The following is a 14,861-nucleotide window of genomic DNA, read 5'->3' as shown; positions in this document are numbered from 1 at the left end:
CATGGCTGGCATTCACATTTCAGAGGTTTCAAAAGTTTATACCGGCGGCGTAAAGGCCGTAAGCTCCGTCTCTATCGACATAGCCGATGGCGAGTTCATCGTCCTTGTCGGTCCGTCTGGCTGCGGAAAGTCCACGCTGTTGCGCATGGTCGCGGGGCTGGAAGCCATCTCTGCGGGCGAAGTGAAAATCGCCGGCCGGGTCGTCAACGAGGTCGAGCCGGCCGAACGCGATATCGCCATGGTGTTCCAGAATTACGCGCTCTATCCGCATATGACGGTGTATAACAACCTGGCCTACGGTCTGAAGAACCGCGGTACGCCGAAGGCTGAGATCGACGCGCGTGTCGCTGAAGCGGCCCGCATGCTGGAGATCACCCAGTATCTGGAGCGCAAGCCGCGCGCGCTTTCCGGCGGCCAGCGCCAGCGCGTCGCCATGGGCCGCGCCATCGTACGCAAGCCGGCAGCCTTCCTGTTCGACGAGCCGCTCTCCAACCTCGATGCGAAACTGCGCGTTTCCATGCGTGGCGAAATCAAGCGCCTGCAGCGCCGCCTCGGCACCACGTCGATCTACGTCACCCACGACCAGCTCGAAGCCATGACGCTCGCCGACCGCCTCGTCGTTCTGAACGGGGGAGAGATCGAGCAGATCGGTGCGCCGCTGGAAGTTTACCACGCACCCGCCTCTACCTTTGTGGCAAGCTTTATCGGTTCGCCGGCCATGAACCTCGTCAAGGGGGAGTTGCATGGCGACAAGCTGGCGATCGGCCCGGCGATGATCAGCCTCAACGGTTTTGCACCGACTTCGGGCGCCGTTACCGTCGGCGTCCGCGCTGAGGATCTGCGCATCGCGCGCGACGACGAAGAGGCCCTGCCTTTCCGCCTCGAATATACCGAGGAACTGGGCGCCCAGCGACTGATCCACGGCACCGTCGGCGATCAGCAGATCACTGCCGCCGTTTCGCCGGAGATTGCGCTCTCTGCGGAAATGCGCATCGCCGTCGATGCCAAGCGCCTGCACTTCTTCTCGCTCGATACGGGCAAGCGGCTGCCGGGCAACGTACCGGCGGAGGCAAAGCTCGCGCCGGTCGAACCGGTTCTCTAAAGAGAGTGCGAAAATCAGGCCGATCGTTAAAATTGTACGATTGGCCTGAACAGCAGCCTTACTCTTTGCCGCTACATTTTCCCGGAATTGGCAGCTTTTGGGGGAAAGATGAGTTGGCATGTCCTCGCCGCGACCGCAGCGGCAATCGCATTCAGATACAGGTCAGACACGCCGGAGAAACCGAAGGTTAAGGCGTTCATCGGCGCCTGCCCGCATTCTTTGGAGATGAAGCCGATGCCGATCGAGCCCACATGGGTGCTCGCCGGTGATCCGCGCGCGCGTGCCGCCTCCCACTCCACCGCAGAAGACGATTGCGCCACGACCGGCGTGTGGGAATGCACGGCCGGCGAGTTCCGCTGGTACTTCCATTGGGACGAAACGGTGGTGATCCTTGAGGGCGAAGTGCACGTGACTGCCGATGACGGCACGCAGCGCACGCTGACGGCAGGCGATGTCGGCTATTTCAAGGGCCGGACCTGGGCCACCTGGCGCATCGACAACTATCTGAAAAAGGTAGCATTCATCCGCCGGCCTTTCCCGAAGCCGATCGCCATGCTTTTCCGGCTGCGTAACATGTTGCGGGCAAAGACGCAGGTCGGCATCTCCGCGTGATATCGGCCGATTGCAGTTGCCTTTGGGGGCTCGCCATCCTACATCAGGCGGGCCAATCCTAGGGGGCTGAAGTCATGGCGAAAATCCGCAAGGTCGCGTTCCAGATGGACCATATTTCCGGCATCAGCATTGCCGGCGATTCCACCTTCGCCATGGCGCTCGAAGCGCAGGCGCGTGGTTTCGAACTGTTTCACTATACCCCCGACCGCCTGACCATGCGCGACGGCAAGATCTTCGCTGCCGTCGAACCGCTGCAGGTGCGCGACGTCAAGGGCGATCATTTCACGCTCGGCGACAAGGAGCGCATCGATCTGTCGGAGATGGACGTGGTGCACCTGCGCCAGGATCCGCCCTTCGACATGGGCTATATCACCTCGACCCATCTGCTTGAGCGCATCCACCCGAAAACGCTTGTCGTCAACGACCCCGCCTGGGTGCGCAACTCGCCGGAGAAGATTTTCGTCACCGAATTTGCCGATTTGATGCCGGCAACGCTGATCAGCCGCGATCCGGGCGAAATCGCCCGCTTCCGAGAGGAGATGGGCGATATCATCCTGAAGCCGCTCTACGGCAATGGCGGCGCCGGGGTTTTCCATTCCGCCCGGGACGACCGCAATTTCACGTCGCTGCTCGAAATGTTTGGCCAGATGTATCGCGGCGAACCTTATATCGCCCAGGCCTATCTGCCGGCCGTGCGCAAGGGCGACAAGCGCATCCTTCTGGTCGACGGCGAACCAGTCGGCGCGATCAACCGGGTTCCCGCCGAACACGACAGCCGCTCCAACATGCATGTCGGCGGCCGCGCCGAGGCGACCGAGATCACGCCGCGCGAGAAGGAAATCTGCTCCCGCATCGGACCCGCCCTGCGCGAACGCGGCTTCATCTTCGTCGGCATCGATGTCATCGGCGACTACATGACCGAGATCAACGTCACATCCCCGACGGGCATCCGCGAAGTCAAGAAGTTCGGCGGCGCCGACGTCGCAAGCCTCCTCTGGGATGCAATCGAGGCAAAACGCGCCTGATGGAGGCAGGCGTTTCGGATACGGTTCGCCTTTGTTCTCGCGCTGCAACCGCCCGCAACCCACTTGCAGCGGATGCGTGAAGTTGTTCGATTAATGTTCTTGTTTCATTCTTATTTCTATGCCAGATTGCAATTCCTGGCACGGAAAGCGTGTATCGCTGGCGTCCTGGACATGAGGTTAGGGGCGGGGTGGATATGGTTTCGCGCGTCAGCACAGTTGCGTTCCAGGGCATAGAAGGCGTTCCGGTCGACGTGCAGGTCATGGTCGGGCCGGGCAAGATCAACATGCATATCGTCGGCCTGCCGGACAAGGCGGTAGCCGAGAGCCGCGAGCGGGTGCAGGCGGCTTTGCATGCCTCGGGCCTTGCCATGCCGCCGAAGAAGATCACCGTCAATCTGGCGCCGGCCGACCTTCCGAAAGAAGGATCGCATTTCGACCTGCCGATCGCGCTGGCGCTGATGGCGGCGTTGGGCGCCGTTCCCGGAGATGCACTCGCCGGTTATGTCGTGCTCGGAGAACTGAACCTCGACGGCACGCTTGCACCTGTGGCCGGGGCGCTTCCGGCGGCAATCGCCGCAAACGCTCTGGGAAAGGGCCTGATCTGCCCGGCTGACAGCGGCGCGGAAGCTGCCTGGGCAGGGGCCGATATCGATATCATCGCGCCACGCAGCCTGATCGCGCTCGCAAACCATTTCCGCGGCACCCAAGTCATCTCGCGTCCACAGCCGGCAATCCGCGCCTTGCCTGCCAATCTGCCGGATCTCGTCGACATCAAAGGTCAGGAAACCGCCAAGCGGGCGCTGGAAGTCGCCGCCGCCGGTGGCCATAATCTTCTGATGGTCGGCCCTCCCGGCTCCGGAAAATCCATGCTCGCCGCTCGGCTGCCGTCGATCCTGCCGCCGCTTTCGGCTGCCGAACTGCTGGAAGTGTCGATGATCCATTCGATCGCCGGCCAGCTTTCCGGCGGCAAGCTTTCCGATCGCCGGCCTTACCGCACGCCGCACCATTCGGCCACCATGGCAGCGCTCGTGGGTGGCGGCCTGCGCGCAAGGCCCGGGGAGGCATCGCTTGCCCATCACGGCGTGCTGTTCCTCGACGAATTCCCGGAATTCTCTCCGCAGGCGCTGGACGCGCTCCGCCAGCCGCTGGAGACCGGCGAATGCATTATCGCCCGCGCCAACCACCGGGTTTCCTATCCCGCCAGTATCCAGCTCGTCGCCGCCATGAACCCATGCCGCTGCGGCATGGCGGGCGAACCCGGCCATTCCTGCGCACGTGGACCAAAATGCATGTCGGACTACCAGGGCCGCATTTCAGGGCCGCTGATGGACAGGATCGATATCCGCATAGACGTACCGGCAGTCTCGGCCGCCGATCTCATTCGCCCGAGGCCGGCGGAAAGCAGCGCGGATGTCGCCAGGCGCGTGGCGGCCGCGCGTGACAGGCAGCGGGAGCGGTTCGAACAGGCCGGTTATCCGCGCGTGCTCACCAATGCCCGCTGCTCGACGGCATTGATCGAGAAGATAGCCGAACCCGATCCCGGCGGTCTCCAGCTGCTCAGGGATGCGGCGGAAAAGCTCAAGTTCTCAGCCCGCGGATACCACCGCATTTTGAAGGTCGCCCGCACGCTCGCCGATCTTGACGGCAAGGATACCGTCGGCCGCCTCCATCTCGCCGAGGCGATTTCCTATCGCATGGCCGGCGAACGGCTGGCGACGGCCGCGGCGTGAGAGCGAGTGAGCAGTGAATAGTGGGTAGTGATTAGTGGATGGAGCTCGGCAGCTTGTATGCCGCCCGCTTTGCCCGACACTACCCACTACCCACTACCCACTACCCACTACCCACTAATTCCCCAACCCTTCAAAAAGCGCGGTCGACAGATAACGCTCGGCGAAGGATGGAATGATGACGACGATGGTCTTGCCGGCGTTTTCTTCGCGGCTGCCGACTTCGATGGCGGCCTGCAGCGCCGCGCCGGAGGAGATGCCGACCGGTACGCCTTCGAGCCTGGCCACCAGGCGGGCCATCTCCATCGCCTCACCGCTGTTGACGGTGATGATCTCGTCATAGATGTGCGTGTCCAGGATCTTCGGAGCGAAACCTGCACCGATGCCCTGAATCTTGTGCGGCCCGGGCTGTCCGCCGGAGAGCACGGGCGATTCTTCCGGTTCGACGGCAATGATCTTGAGTGCCGGGTTGCGCTCCTTCAGCACCTGGCCGGCACCGGTGATCGTGCCGCCGGTGCCGATGCCGGAGACGAAGATGTCGATCTTGCCGTCGGTATCGTTCCAGATTTCCTCGGCCGTCGTCTTGCGATGAATTTCGGGGTTGGCCGGATTTTCGAACTGTTGCGGGATGACTGCATCCGGAAGCGAAGCGGCGAGTTCTTCCGCCTTGGCGATCGCACCCTTCATGCCTTTCGGGCCTTCGGTCAGCACCAGTTCGGCGCCGAGCAGGGCGAGCATCTTGCGGCGCTCGATCGACATGGTTTCCGGCATGGTGAGGATCAGCTTGTATCCCTTGGCGGCGGCCGCGAAGGCGAGTGCGATGCCGGTATTGCCGGATGTGGGCTCAACCAGCGTCGTCCTGCCGGGCGTGATCTTGCCTTCGGCCTCCAGGCTTTCGATCATCGCCACCCCGATACGGTCCTTCACCGAAGCGATCGGATTGAAGAATTCGAGCTTGGCCAGAAGGTTGGCCTTCACGCCCTTTTCCTTGGCCAGCTTGTCGAGGCGCACGATCGGCGTGTCGCCGATGGTTTCGGTGATCGAGGAATAGATTCGGCCGCGGCCCGGCTTTCTGGTCTCTGGCATGGTGCTCTCCCTGAGTTTGGAGAGAAGTTAGGGCGTGTTCCCCACGAATGCCAGCAAGGCGGAACCGGACGGAAAGAGAAATGGAAATTTTGTTCCCGGAAGTGGTCGGGAACGAAAACGCCTTTGCGTTCAAAGACCGGTCGAGCCGAAGCCACCGGCACCGCGTGCCGTCGTCGAGGTTTCCGTAATCTCGGTTACCCGAGCCCGTATCACCGGCGCGATCACCATCTGCGCGATCCGCATGCCGCGGGTGATGATGAAATCCTCGTCGCCGAGATTGATCAACAGCACCTTCACCTCGCCGCGATAATCGCTGTCGATCGTGCCCGGCGTGTTGAGACAGGTGATGCCGTTCTTGAAGGCAAGTCCGGACCGCGGCCGCACCTGCGCCTCGAACCCTTCCGGTATTTCGAAAATGAAGCCAGTCGGCACCAGTGCCCTTTTGCCGGGTGCGATTGTCAGCGGCATGTCGTCCTCGACGGCGGCGCGCAGGTCCATGCCGGCAGCGCCGGCGGTTTCATAGGCCGGCAGATCGAGGCCGGCGCCGTGCGGGAGGCGGACGAGATTGAGCTTCGGCGAGGAGGGAGCGTGAATGTTCATCATGTCATTTGTCGACCCACGGTCGCTCCGGTCAAACACGAATTGAAAGTTATCCACGGAGTCGTTAGATACGCGGCAACGTAAAGGATCTAGAAAAAATGCCCGAAACGATTGCCGAGGCGGTTTCCCGCCGCCGCACATTCGCAATTATTGCCCATCCGGACGCGGGCAAGACGACGCTGACCGAAAAACTGCTGCTGTTCGGCGGCGCGATCCAGCTCGCCGGTGAGGTGAAGGCGAAGAGGGACCGTATTCAGACCCGGTCCGACTGGATGAAGATCGAGCGCGAACGCGGCATCTCGGTCGTCACCTCGGTGATGACCTTCGAATATGACGGCAACGTCTTCAATATTCTCGATACGCCCGGCCATGAAGACTTCGCGGACGACACCTATCGCACGCTGACGGCGGTGGATGCCGCGGTCATGGTCATCGACGCCGCAAAAGGCATCGAGCCTCGGACGCTAAAATTGTTCGAAGTGTGCCGCATGCGCGATATTCCGATCATCACCTTCATCAACAAGATGGACCGCGAAAGCCGCGATCCCTTCGAGATCCTCGACGAGGTCGAGGAAAAGCTGGCGCTCGATACCGCTCCGATCACCTGGCCGATCGGCCGTTCGAAGAGTTTTTGCGGTTCCTATAACCTGGCGGACAACACGGTTCGCGGCTCGGATACGGACGTCAAGGCGACGCCTGTCAACGGACCCCAGAGCGTTGCCGACCGCCTGCCGGAAAACGAACGCGCCGCCTTCGTCGAGGAGACCGAACTGGCGATCGAGGCCTGCCGGCCGTTCGACCGCAAGGCTTTCCTCGAAGGCCACATGACGCCGGTCTTCTTCGGTTCGGCTTTGCGGAATTTCGGCGTGCGCGATCTCATCGACGCGCTGGGCGATTTCGCCCCTCCGCCGCGAGACCAGGTGGCCGACATCCGCACCGTGCACGCGACCGACGACAAGATGACGGCCTTCGTCTTCAAGATCCAGGCGAACATGGACCCGAACCACCGCGACCGTATCGCGTTTGCGCGCATCTGCTCGGGCAAGCTGGAGCGTGGCATGAAGGCGCGGCTGTCGCGCACGGGCAAGCAGCTCGGGCTGACGGCGCCGCAGTTCTTCTTCGCATCCCAGCGCCAGTTGGCCGATACCGCCTATGCGGGCGATGTGGTCGGCATCCCGAACCACGGCACTTTGCGCATCGGCGATACGCTGACCGAAGGGGAACACCTGGTGTTCCAGGGCGTACCGAACTTCTCGCCGGAAATCCTCCGCCGCGTGCGGCTGGAGGATGCCATGAAGGCAAAGAAGCTCAAGGAAGCGCTGCAGCAGATGGCGGAAGAGGGCGTCGTGCAGCTATTCTCGCCGGAAGACGGCTCGCCCGCCATCGTCGGCGTCGTCGGCGCGCTGCAGCTCGACGTGTTGAAGGAACGGCTGCAGGGCGAATACGGCCTGCCGGTCTCCTTCGAAATGTCGCGGTTCTCGATCTGCCGCTGGATCTCGGCCGATCATCAGGCCGATCTCGACAAGTTCCTGACGGTAAAGCGCGGCGATATCGCCCGCGATCTCGATGGCGATCCGGTTTTCCTGGCGCAGGACAGCTTCTCGCTGCGCTACGAGTCGGAGCGTCATCCGGCCATCAAGATGGTCGCGATCAAGGAATATCAGGTGGCCAAGGCGGCGTGAGACTGCTCACGCCGCGGCAATGATCTCGATCTCCACCAGCCAGTCGTCGCGCAGGGTCTCGACGACGATGGCGGTCGTCGGCACAGGGCGGCCGCCGAGTGCTAAAAGCCGCGCATTCTGGTTCGCCTCCACATAGGAGGCATGCCGCAGATAGCTGGTCAGCCGCACGATGTTGTCCGCAGTCATCCGCGCTTCGGCAAGAATCCGGTTGAGGTTCGACCAGATCAGGCGGAGTTGGGTTTCCAGGTCGGCGCCCGCCGCTCCATTCCCGTCGAGGCCCATCGTGCCGCTGACGAAAAGAAAGCGGTCGGGGCTGCACACTTCCATGGCATGCACATAGTCCGGCGTCGCGGCGTAGACGCCATCCTGCGGGTTGCGGGCGATCATCTTCATCGTGGTTCCTCTGGAATTTCGTATGGCAATGCCGCATCTTTGCCGAATACTATTCGGCAGAAAAGCTGAAAAGGCGATGAAATGGAAAATACGAAAGATGTTCAGCCGAAGCGGCGGGGGCCTGCCCCGCTCGACGCTTTTGACCGAAGGATATTAGCAGCACTCGCTGCCGATGCGGACCGGAGCTATGCGGCGCTGGGAGAAACAGTGGGTCTGTCACCGCCAGCGGTGCACGAGCGCGTCAAGCGATTGAAGCGCTCGGGCGTGATCCGCGATACGGTGGCGCGGCTGGATGGCACGGCGGTCGGCAAGCCTCTCACTGCCTTCGTGCATGTGGAGGCGGCAGGCTGGGGCAAGAGTGAGCGGCTCATGCAGATCGCCCGTTTCCCGGAAGTGGAGGAACTGCATTCCGTTGCCGGCGATGCGAGCGTGATCCTCAAGGTGCGGATGGAAAATCCGCAGGCGCTCGAATTCCTGCTCGGCCAGATCCATTCGCTGCCCGGCGTGCGCGGTACCCGCAGCTACATCGCACTTTCAACTTATCTAGACCGGCCGGTTCAGGCGGAGGTCACGACGGACTGGCCGAACGTGCCTCTGCCGCCGGAATGATCAACCGAACTTGACCGCCGTCGTGTTGGAACCGCAGACCAGCACGCAGACGCGTTCGTCGGGGCTGGGAACATATTTGCCGGAAAGCAGGGCGGCGAAGGCCGCAGCGCCGCCGGGTTCGGCAACGATACGGGCGCTGGCCCACAGTGCCTTCTGAGCGGCGAGGATCTCATCGTCGGTCACCAGGATCGGCGGCTGGAGGAATTTCTGGGCAACGGGGAACATCAGTTCGCCGACCTGCTTTGGCGCCAGCGAATCCGCCGCGATGCCGCCGGCCGGCGCATCCACCGGGTGACCCGCCTTGAAGGCTTCGTAAAGGGTCGGCGCGCCGTCGGATTCCACCGCGACGATCTTCACCCGACCCTGGAACCAGGAGGCGATGCCGCCGATCAGCCCGCCACCGCCGACAGCGACCAGCAGCGTCGTCATCTCCGGCAGGTCGTCCTCGATCTCCTTGCCGAGCGTGCCCTGGCCGAGCAGGGTTTCCACCTGGTCATAGGCATGGGCGGCGATTGCCCCGCTCGTCGCCACATAGGTCTGGCTCGCGGCCAATGCATCATTGTAGCGATCGCCGCCGACCACCAGTTCCGCGCCATAGGAACGAATGAGGTCGATCTTCGCCTGCGAGGCCACGCTCGGCACGAAAATATGCGCCGGAATGCCGAGCTTCATCGCTGCGTAGGCGACGGCCGCTCCGTGATTGCCGCCGGACGCGGCGACGACGCCTGCTGCCGGGACATTGCGCGTCAAAAGGTTGGTGAAGGCGCCGCGCGCCTTGAACGAACCGGAATGCTGCAGCAGCTCGAGCTTCAGGTCGACCGGCAGCGGTGCCCCGCCGAAATCCCGCATGTCGACGCGCATCACCGGCGTGCGGCGGATATGCGGACGGATGAGCGTTTCGGTTTCCGCGATACGTTCGGGCGTGACGGTATGTTCGATCGACATGATGGCCTCTTGGGAATGGAACGGCCATGGGTAGCCGCCAAGACGCCGAAAGAAAAGTCCCTTTAGGCGCCTATCCGTTCGCTGAGAAAGTCGACCACGGCGCGCACGGCCGGAAGCTGCCCGCGTCGATGCGGCATCAGGATCGTCGTGGTGATGCTGCCGGCGGTCCAATCGGGCAACAGGCGGATCAGCCTGCCCTCGGCAAGCGCCTCGCGGCAGACGGACGTCGGCAGGCAGGCCAGGCCAAGGCCTGTCATCGTCGCCTTCATGATCACCATCGGCTCGTCGGCGGAAAGCACAGATTGAGGTGTCACCACAACCGCTTCGCCATCCTCGGAGGCCAGCTTCCAGACCGTATCCGTCGGGCCGGCAGTGACCGCCCTGTGTCCGGCGAGATCTTCCGGCTGCAAGGGCTCGCCATGGATGCGAACATAATCCGGTGAGGCGACGACGAAGAAAGAGTGCACCGCGAGCTTCTTCTGCAGAAGTGTCGAATCCGGCAGCGGCGCCTGGTGGCTGCGTACCGCGATGTCAAAACCTTCCTGAACGATATCGACGAACCGGTCGCTGACATGCAGCGAAAGATGCAGCTTCGGATAACGTGTCGAAAGCTCGGCAAGATGATCGGCGAGTACGAATTGCGCGGTCGGCACTGCGGCCGTCATCCGCACGATGCCGCTCGGTTCGCCGAGGTGGGTGCGAACGATGGTTTCCGCCATCTCCGCCTCGATCACCGATGCCTGGGCGTGCCGGAAGAAATCCCGGCCGAGGTCGGTCAGCGAGAAACTGCGGGATGTCCGCTGGATCAGCCGCACGCCGAGCCGGTCCTCGAGTTCCGCCACGCGTTTGCTGACGGTGGATTTCGGCACGCCGAGCCGGCGGCCTGCCGCGGAAAAGCCGCCATGCTCCACTGCCTGCACGAAGAAATAGAGATCGTTGAGGTTGGGCAAAGTCATTCTCAGCTTCCATATCTGTAGACTTAAAGGCGGAAAATTGGTGTCTACCGCGCCAGCGTCCACAAATTCATATTGCCGGGGCCTCAAAATTTCAATCCAAGGAGTATGAAAATGACACCGATCCTGTTTTACGGCGTACCGGAAGGATGTTCCTTCGGCTCGATCGTCGCGCTCGAATGGACCGGCGCGCCATATCGGCTATGCCGGATCGAAATGCCAAGCGTGGTTTCGAGCGACGTCTACAAGCCGGTCAATCCGATCGGCGAAACACCGTCGCTGATGCTGCCGGACGGCCGGGTAATGAGCGAAAGCATGGCGATCCTCAATCACATCGCCGCGCGCACGGTGGGCAAGGGCTGGGGTTTCGATTCGAAGTCGGAAAAATTCGACCGGATGAACCAGATGCTGGCCTTCCTCAATACCGCTTTCTTCAACGCCTTCGGCCCGCTCTGGCACACAGCGGAGCATGAACTCGACCCGCAGGCCAACCAGGCACTTCGCACCTATGGTATCGCCAAGGTCGAAAAGACGCATGCGCAGCTCGAAAAGCTCCTTGGCGGCCACGAATGGCTGCTCGGCGACGAGAAGAGCTTTGCGGACGCCTATTTCGCCGGCATCGCTCGCTGGAACGATTTCCACAGGGTCGTCGACCGGACGCAGTTTCCGGCGCTCAACGCGCTTTACGAGCGCCTGCAGCAGGACCCGGCGGTGCAGTTCGCCTGGGCCATCGAATATCAGGAAGAGGCGCGGACGAGCGGCCAGTTCCTTGGCCATGTGAGCCTCGATGAAGCGCTCGGGTCTTTGAAGCAGGCGGCGTGATCGCCGATATCCATGCGCAGTCGTGGCGTCCCTGGTGGGCGCTGCGACCTGAGGCGCTTGTCTGAAATGATACTCGGATTTGATCCTTAGGGGTTCAACGAACTTACGCCGCGGTGAGGTCCTTGAGGAAGTCGTCGCACCAGCGTGTCACGTCGTATTCGAGGAGATGCTCCATCATCCGGCCCCAGCGCTCCTTGCGCTCTTCAATCGGCATGTTGATGCCGCGCGCGATCGCGTTTGCCGTGCCTTCGATGTCATAGGGATTGACCAGCAGCGCCCCACGCAGTTCCCGCGCAGCACCCGCGAAGCGCGACAGCACCAGAACGCCCGGGTTGTCCGGATCTTGGGCCGCCACATATTCCTTGGCGACCAGGTTCATGCCGTCGCGAAGCGGCGTGACGAGCCCGATTTTGGCGAGCCGATAAAGGCCTGCCAGAACGGGCCGGCCGATCGAGCGGTTGATATAGCGGATCGGCACCCAGTCGACCGTGCCGATCGCACCGTTCACGCGGCCTGCCTGCTCGGCCACCATGCGCTGCATCTGCTCGTATTCCGGTACTTCGGAGCGGGATTTCGGCGTGATCTGTAGATAGGTTACGCGGTTATGATGGGCCGGGTTGGATTTGACGAAGTGTTCGAAGGCATCGATCCGCTGGGTGATGCCCTTCGAATAATCCAGCCGGTCGACGCCGATGATCAGGTCCCGCCCTTCGATGCTCTGCTTGGCCTTGCGCACGATGACGTTGCTCGCGGCCTTCTTCGCATATTCCGCAAACATCGCCGTCTCGATGCTGATCGGGTAGTAGCCGCCCTTGAAGGTGCGCCCATAGGAGGTCAGTTTCCCGCCCTCGAGTGCGTCACCGATGCCCTCTCGCACGAGCCCGCCGACGAAATTGGCAAGGTCATGGTCTGTCTGGAACCCGACAAGATCGTAATACGACAGCCCCTTCATGATCTCCTCGTGGACAGGCATGGTGAAGAGCACGTCCGCTGGCGGCCAAGGAATGTGCAGGAAGAAGCCGATCTTGTTCTTGAGGCCCATCTGGCGCAGTTCTGCGGCAAGCGGGATCAGGTGATAGTCGTGTACCCAGATGACGTCATCGTCCTCTATGAGCGGTGCCAATTTATGGGCGATGAAGCGGTTGACGCGGAAGTACCCGGCCATCTCCTTTCGTCCATATTCCGCAAGATCCATCCGGTAATGACAGATCGGCCAGAGCACCCGGTTGGCAAACCCGTGGTAATATTCCTCGACGTCCGTCTTGGTGAGATCGGTGAGCGCATAGGTGATGTTGCCGTGCTGCTGCATGTCGAGCGGCGCCGGCTCCTTCGCGCCGCTGGATTTGCCGGACCATCCCATCCAGATGCCGCCGTGCTCCTCCAGAGCGGCCTGCAGCGCGACAGCCAGCCCGCCGGCTGGAGCATCGCCGCTCTTCTGCGGCAGGGAGACACGGTTCGAAACGACGACAAGTCGGCTCAAGATATTGTCCTTTCAGCTCACGCGGCGTCGGGCTTGACGCCACTCGCGAGCGCTTTGATTGCCGCGCGCAAGGCAGCGGCCGAGGGGAGGGTGGATTTGGCTTCCGTGTCACCCGGCGTCTCGGTGATGCGGATGGAATGGCCGCCGAGTTGGTTGGCGGTGCGGAACATCGCCTCGTCGGTCACGTCGTCGCCGATCGCGATCGGCTTGCGGCCCTTGAAGGGCGGTTGATCGAGAAAGGCCTGCAATGCGTGGCCCTTGCTCGCCTGGGCCGGCCTGATCTCCATCACCATCTTGCCGTGCTGGAGCGTGAAGTCGGGTCCTGCCATATCGAGGTAGCGGGGCATGGCCGCCTCGACCGCTTCGCGTTGCTTCGGCGCCTGGCGATAATGGGCGGCGACGGCCGCCCCCTTGTCCTCCACCAGAACGCCCGGCCACTGACGGGCTTCGCGGACAAGAGCCGCCTTCAGATCCTCGAACGCGGCACCGATCTCGACACGGCTGATCGCCCCGGAGGGATCGCGGCGCTCCGAGCCGTGCAGGCCTGCGATCGGGAATTTATACGGGGTGAAAAGCTGGTCGGCATAGGGAAGAGCCCGGCCTGTGACCAGCGCCAGCGCGCCGCCAAGCCTCATGGAAAGACGATGCAGGTTCTCGGTCAGATCCGGCGGTACGACGATCGCGTCCGGGGTCTCGGCAAGCTCAATCAGCGTGCCGTCGATATCGAGAAACAGCGCCCATCGCTCCGGTTCGAGCATCAGCCTGGCGAGAACGGGATCCCCCGGAAGGGGCGCTTCTGCAGTAGCTGGGCTCGGCTGTTCTTTACGCGACATGAGCCTCTATCTAGGCCGCCAAACTCCGGCGGCAACCTCGAAAGATCACGCTCTGTCGCAAAAAGTGATACATTCTTTAGCAAGAAGCTGGCATGTAACCATTGAATTCATGTTTCATTAAGCCTTTGTAGAGACCCTGAAATTCTTGGATTTTCAGGCCGCGGACGGGCGGCAACGTCGGAGCAGAAATACCCATGTGTCGTTGGGCAGCCTATCGCGGCGAACCTCTTTATCTCGAAGAACTCGTATCCTCACCGGCGCATTCCCTGATCGAGCAGTCTCATTGCGCCACCCGCGCCAAGACCGCGACGAATGGTGATGGTTTCGGAATTGCCTGGTATGGAGACCGGCCGGAACCGGGCCGTTACCGCGACATCCTGCCTGCCTGGTCCGACTGCAATCTGAAGAGCCTGGCGCGGCAGATCCGTTCGCCGCTCTTCCTCGCCCATGTGCGGGCGGCAACCAATGGCGCGACGCGGCGCGACAACTGCCACCCTTTCGTCCAGGGCCACTGGTCGTTCATGCACAATGGCCAGATCTCCGGCTTCGAGCGCATCCGCCGGCATATGGAGGGCATGCTTTCGGACGCGCTGTTCGAAGCCCGCAACGGCACGACCGATTCCGAGCTTCTCTTCCTGCTCGCCCTGCAATTCGGCCTGGATACCGATCCCTTCCAGGCCATGGAAAAGGCGATCGCCACGGTCGAGGACCTGTCTCTGGAAAAATCGGGCGAGGCGTTGGTGCGCTTCACCGCCGCCTATTCCAACGGCCGCGAACTTTATGCGGTGCGTTACGCTACCGACCATAAACCGCCGACGCTCTACGCGGCACCGATGGGCGGCAAGACGGGTTATTGCCTTGTTTCCGAGCCGCTCAACGATGAAGTCGATACCTGGGTGGAAATCCCGGACGGCAGCGCCGTCGTGGTTGGTGCCGATGGCCTGCAGGCCACGCTCTTCCGGCCGAAGGCGCTCTCGGAAGCGGCTTGAGAT

General features: G+C 62.3%; 15 protein-coding genes. 8 read left to right on the top strand and 7 right to left on the bottom strand.

Features of this window, described 5'->3' with window-relative positions:
- The first annotated feature begins 1 nt into the window (after window position 1).
- The 4 genes from MOV61_RS07600 (at window position 2) to MOV61_RS07585 (ending at window position 4,469) form a co-directional block, all read left to right on the top strand.
- Window positions 2–1,102 (top strand): sn-glycerol-3-phosphate import ATP-binding protein UgpC, encoded by a 1,101-nt coding sequence (locus MOV61_RS07600; protein WP_247136142.1) that lies wholly within the window; start codon window positions 2–4, stop codon window positions 1,100–1,102.
- 108 nt (window positions 1,103–1,210) lie between these two features.
- Window positions 1,211–1,714, top strand: coding sequence for a cupin domain-containing protein (locus MOV61_RS07595; protein ID WP_247031569.1), 504 nt, complete (start codon window positions 1,211–1,213; stop codon window positions 1,712–1,714).
- A gap of 74 nt (window positions 1,715–1,788) precedes the next feature.
- A complete protein-coding gene (gene gshB, locus MOV61_RS07590; protein WP_038592651.1) occupies window positions 1,789–2,739 on the top strand; it encodes a glutathione synthase in 951 nt (316 codons plus the stop codon).
- 194 nt (window positions 2,740–2,933) lie between these two features.
- The gene (locus MOV61_RS07585) at window positions 2,934–4,469 is read left to right on the top strand and encodes a YifB family Mg chelatase-like AAA ATPase (protein ID WP_247136164.1); all 1,536 of its coding nucleotides are present in this window, start codon (window positions 2,934–2,936) and stop codon (window positions 4,467–4,469) included.
- Window positions 4,470–4,583: 114 nt separating this feature from the next.
- Here MOV61_RS07585 and cysK read toward each other — a convergent pair whose 3' ends face one another.
- Both cysK and dut read right to left on the bottom strand, forming a co-directional pair.
- Window positions 4,584–5,552: a cysteine synthase A gene (gene cysK / locus MOV61_RS07580; RefSeq protein WP_038592663.1), complete on the bottom strand. Its 969-nt coding sequence runs from the start codon at window positions 5,550–5,552 to the stop codon at window positions 4,584–4,586.
- 129 nt (window positions 5,553–5,681) lie between these two features.
- Window positions 5,682–6,152, bottom strand: coding sequence for a dUTP diphosphatase (dut, locus tag MOV61_RS07575; RefSeq protein WP_247136163.1), 471 nt, complete (start codon window positions 6,150–6,152; stop codon window positions 5,682–5,684).
- A gap of 98 nt (window positions 6,153–6,250) precedes the next feature.
- On the opposite strand from dut, the gene MOV61_RS07570 reads away from it, so the two are divergent.
- The gene (locus MOV61_RS07570; protein WP_247136141.1) at window positions 6,251–7,834 is read left to right on the top strand and encodes a peptide chain release factor 3; all 1,584 of its coding nucleotides are present in this window, start codon (window positions 6,251–6,253) and stop codon (window positions 7,832–7,834) included.
- A gap of 6 nt (window positions 7,835–7,840) precedes the next feature.
- On the opposite strand, the gene MOV61_RS07565 is transcribed toward MOV61_RS07570, so the two are convergent.
- A complete protein-coding gene (locus tag MOV61_RS07565; RefSeq protein ID WP_247136140.1) occupies window positions 7,841–8,227 on the bottom strand; it encodes a RidA family protein in 387 nt (128 codons plus the stop codon).
- An 81-nt stretch (window positions 8,228–8,308) separates the two neighbouring features.
- Here MOV61_RS07565 and MOV61_RS07560 point away from each other — a divergent pair, with 81 nt between their 5' ends.
- A complete protein-coding gene (locus MOV61_RS07560; protein ID WP_247136139.1) occupies window positions 8,309–8,836 on the top strand; it encodes an Lrp/AsnC family transcriptional regulator in 528 nt (175 codons plus the stop codon).
- On the opposite strand, the gene MOV61_RS07555 is transcribed toward MOV61_RS07560, so the two are convergent.
- Complete coding sequence (locus MOV61_RS07555; RefSeq protein ID WP_247136138.1) at window positions 8,837–9,781, bottom strand: threonine/serine dehydratase; 945 nt, start codon at window positions 9,779–9,781, stop codon at window positions 8,837–8,839.
- A 62-nt stretch (window positions 9,782–9,843) separates the two neighbouring features.
- Window positions 9,844–10,737, bottom strand: coding sequence for a LysR substrate-binding domain-containing protein (locus MOV61_RS07550; RefSeq protein ID WP_247136137.1), 894 nt, complete (start codon window positions 10,735–10,737; stop codon window positions 9,844–9,846).
- Between the two features lie 111 nt (window positions 10,738–10,848).
- On the opposite strand from MOV61_RS07550, the gene MOV61_RS07545 reads away from it, so the two are divergent.
- Entirely contained in the window at window positions 10,849–11,556 is a 708-nt protein-coding gene (locus MOV61_RS07545; RefSeq protein ID WP_247136136.1) for a glutathione S-transferase family protein, read from the top strand.
- Window positions 11,557–11,659: 103 nt separating this feature from the next.
- Here MOV61_RS07545 and otsA read toward each other — a convergent pair whose 3' ends face one another.
- Window positions 11,660–13,036, bottom strand: coding sequence for an alpha,alpha-trehalose-phosphate synthase (UDP-forming) (otsA, locus tag MOV61_RS07540; protein WP_247136135.1), 1,377 nt, complete (start codon window positions 13,034–13,036; stop codon window positions 11,660–11,662).
- A 17-nt stretch (window positions 13,037–13,053) separates the two neighbouring features.
- Window positions 13,054–13,869, bottom strand: coding sequence for a trehalose-phosphatase (otsB, locus tag MOV61_RS07535; RefSeq protein ID WP_247136134.1), 816 nt, complete (start codon window positions 13,867–13,869; stop codon window positions 13,054–13,056).
- A gap of 194 nt (window positions 13,870–14,063) precedes the next feature.
- Here otsB and MOV61_RS07530 point away from each other — a divergent pair, with 194 nt between their 5' ends.
- On the top strand, window positions 14,064–14,858 hold the full coding sequence (locus tag MOV61_RS07530; protein WP_038548565.1) for a class II glutamine amidotransferase: 795 nt from the start codon (window positions 14,064–14,066) through the stop codon (window positions 14,856–14,858).
- Window positions 14,859–14,861 lie beyond the last annotated feature (3 nt).

Source organism: Neorhizobium sp. BETTINA12A, assembly GCF_023006485.1.
GTDB lineage: Bacteria > Pseudomonadota > Alphaproteobacteria > Rhizobiales > Rhizobiaceae > Neorhizobium.
Note: the sequence above shows the minus strand (reverse complement) of the source record. Positions and strands in the feature narration are given on the sequence as shown.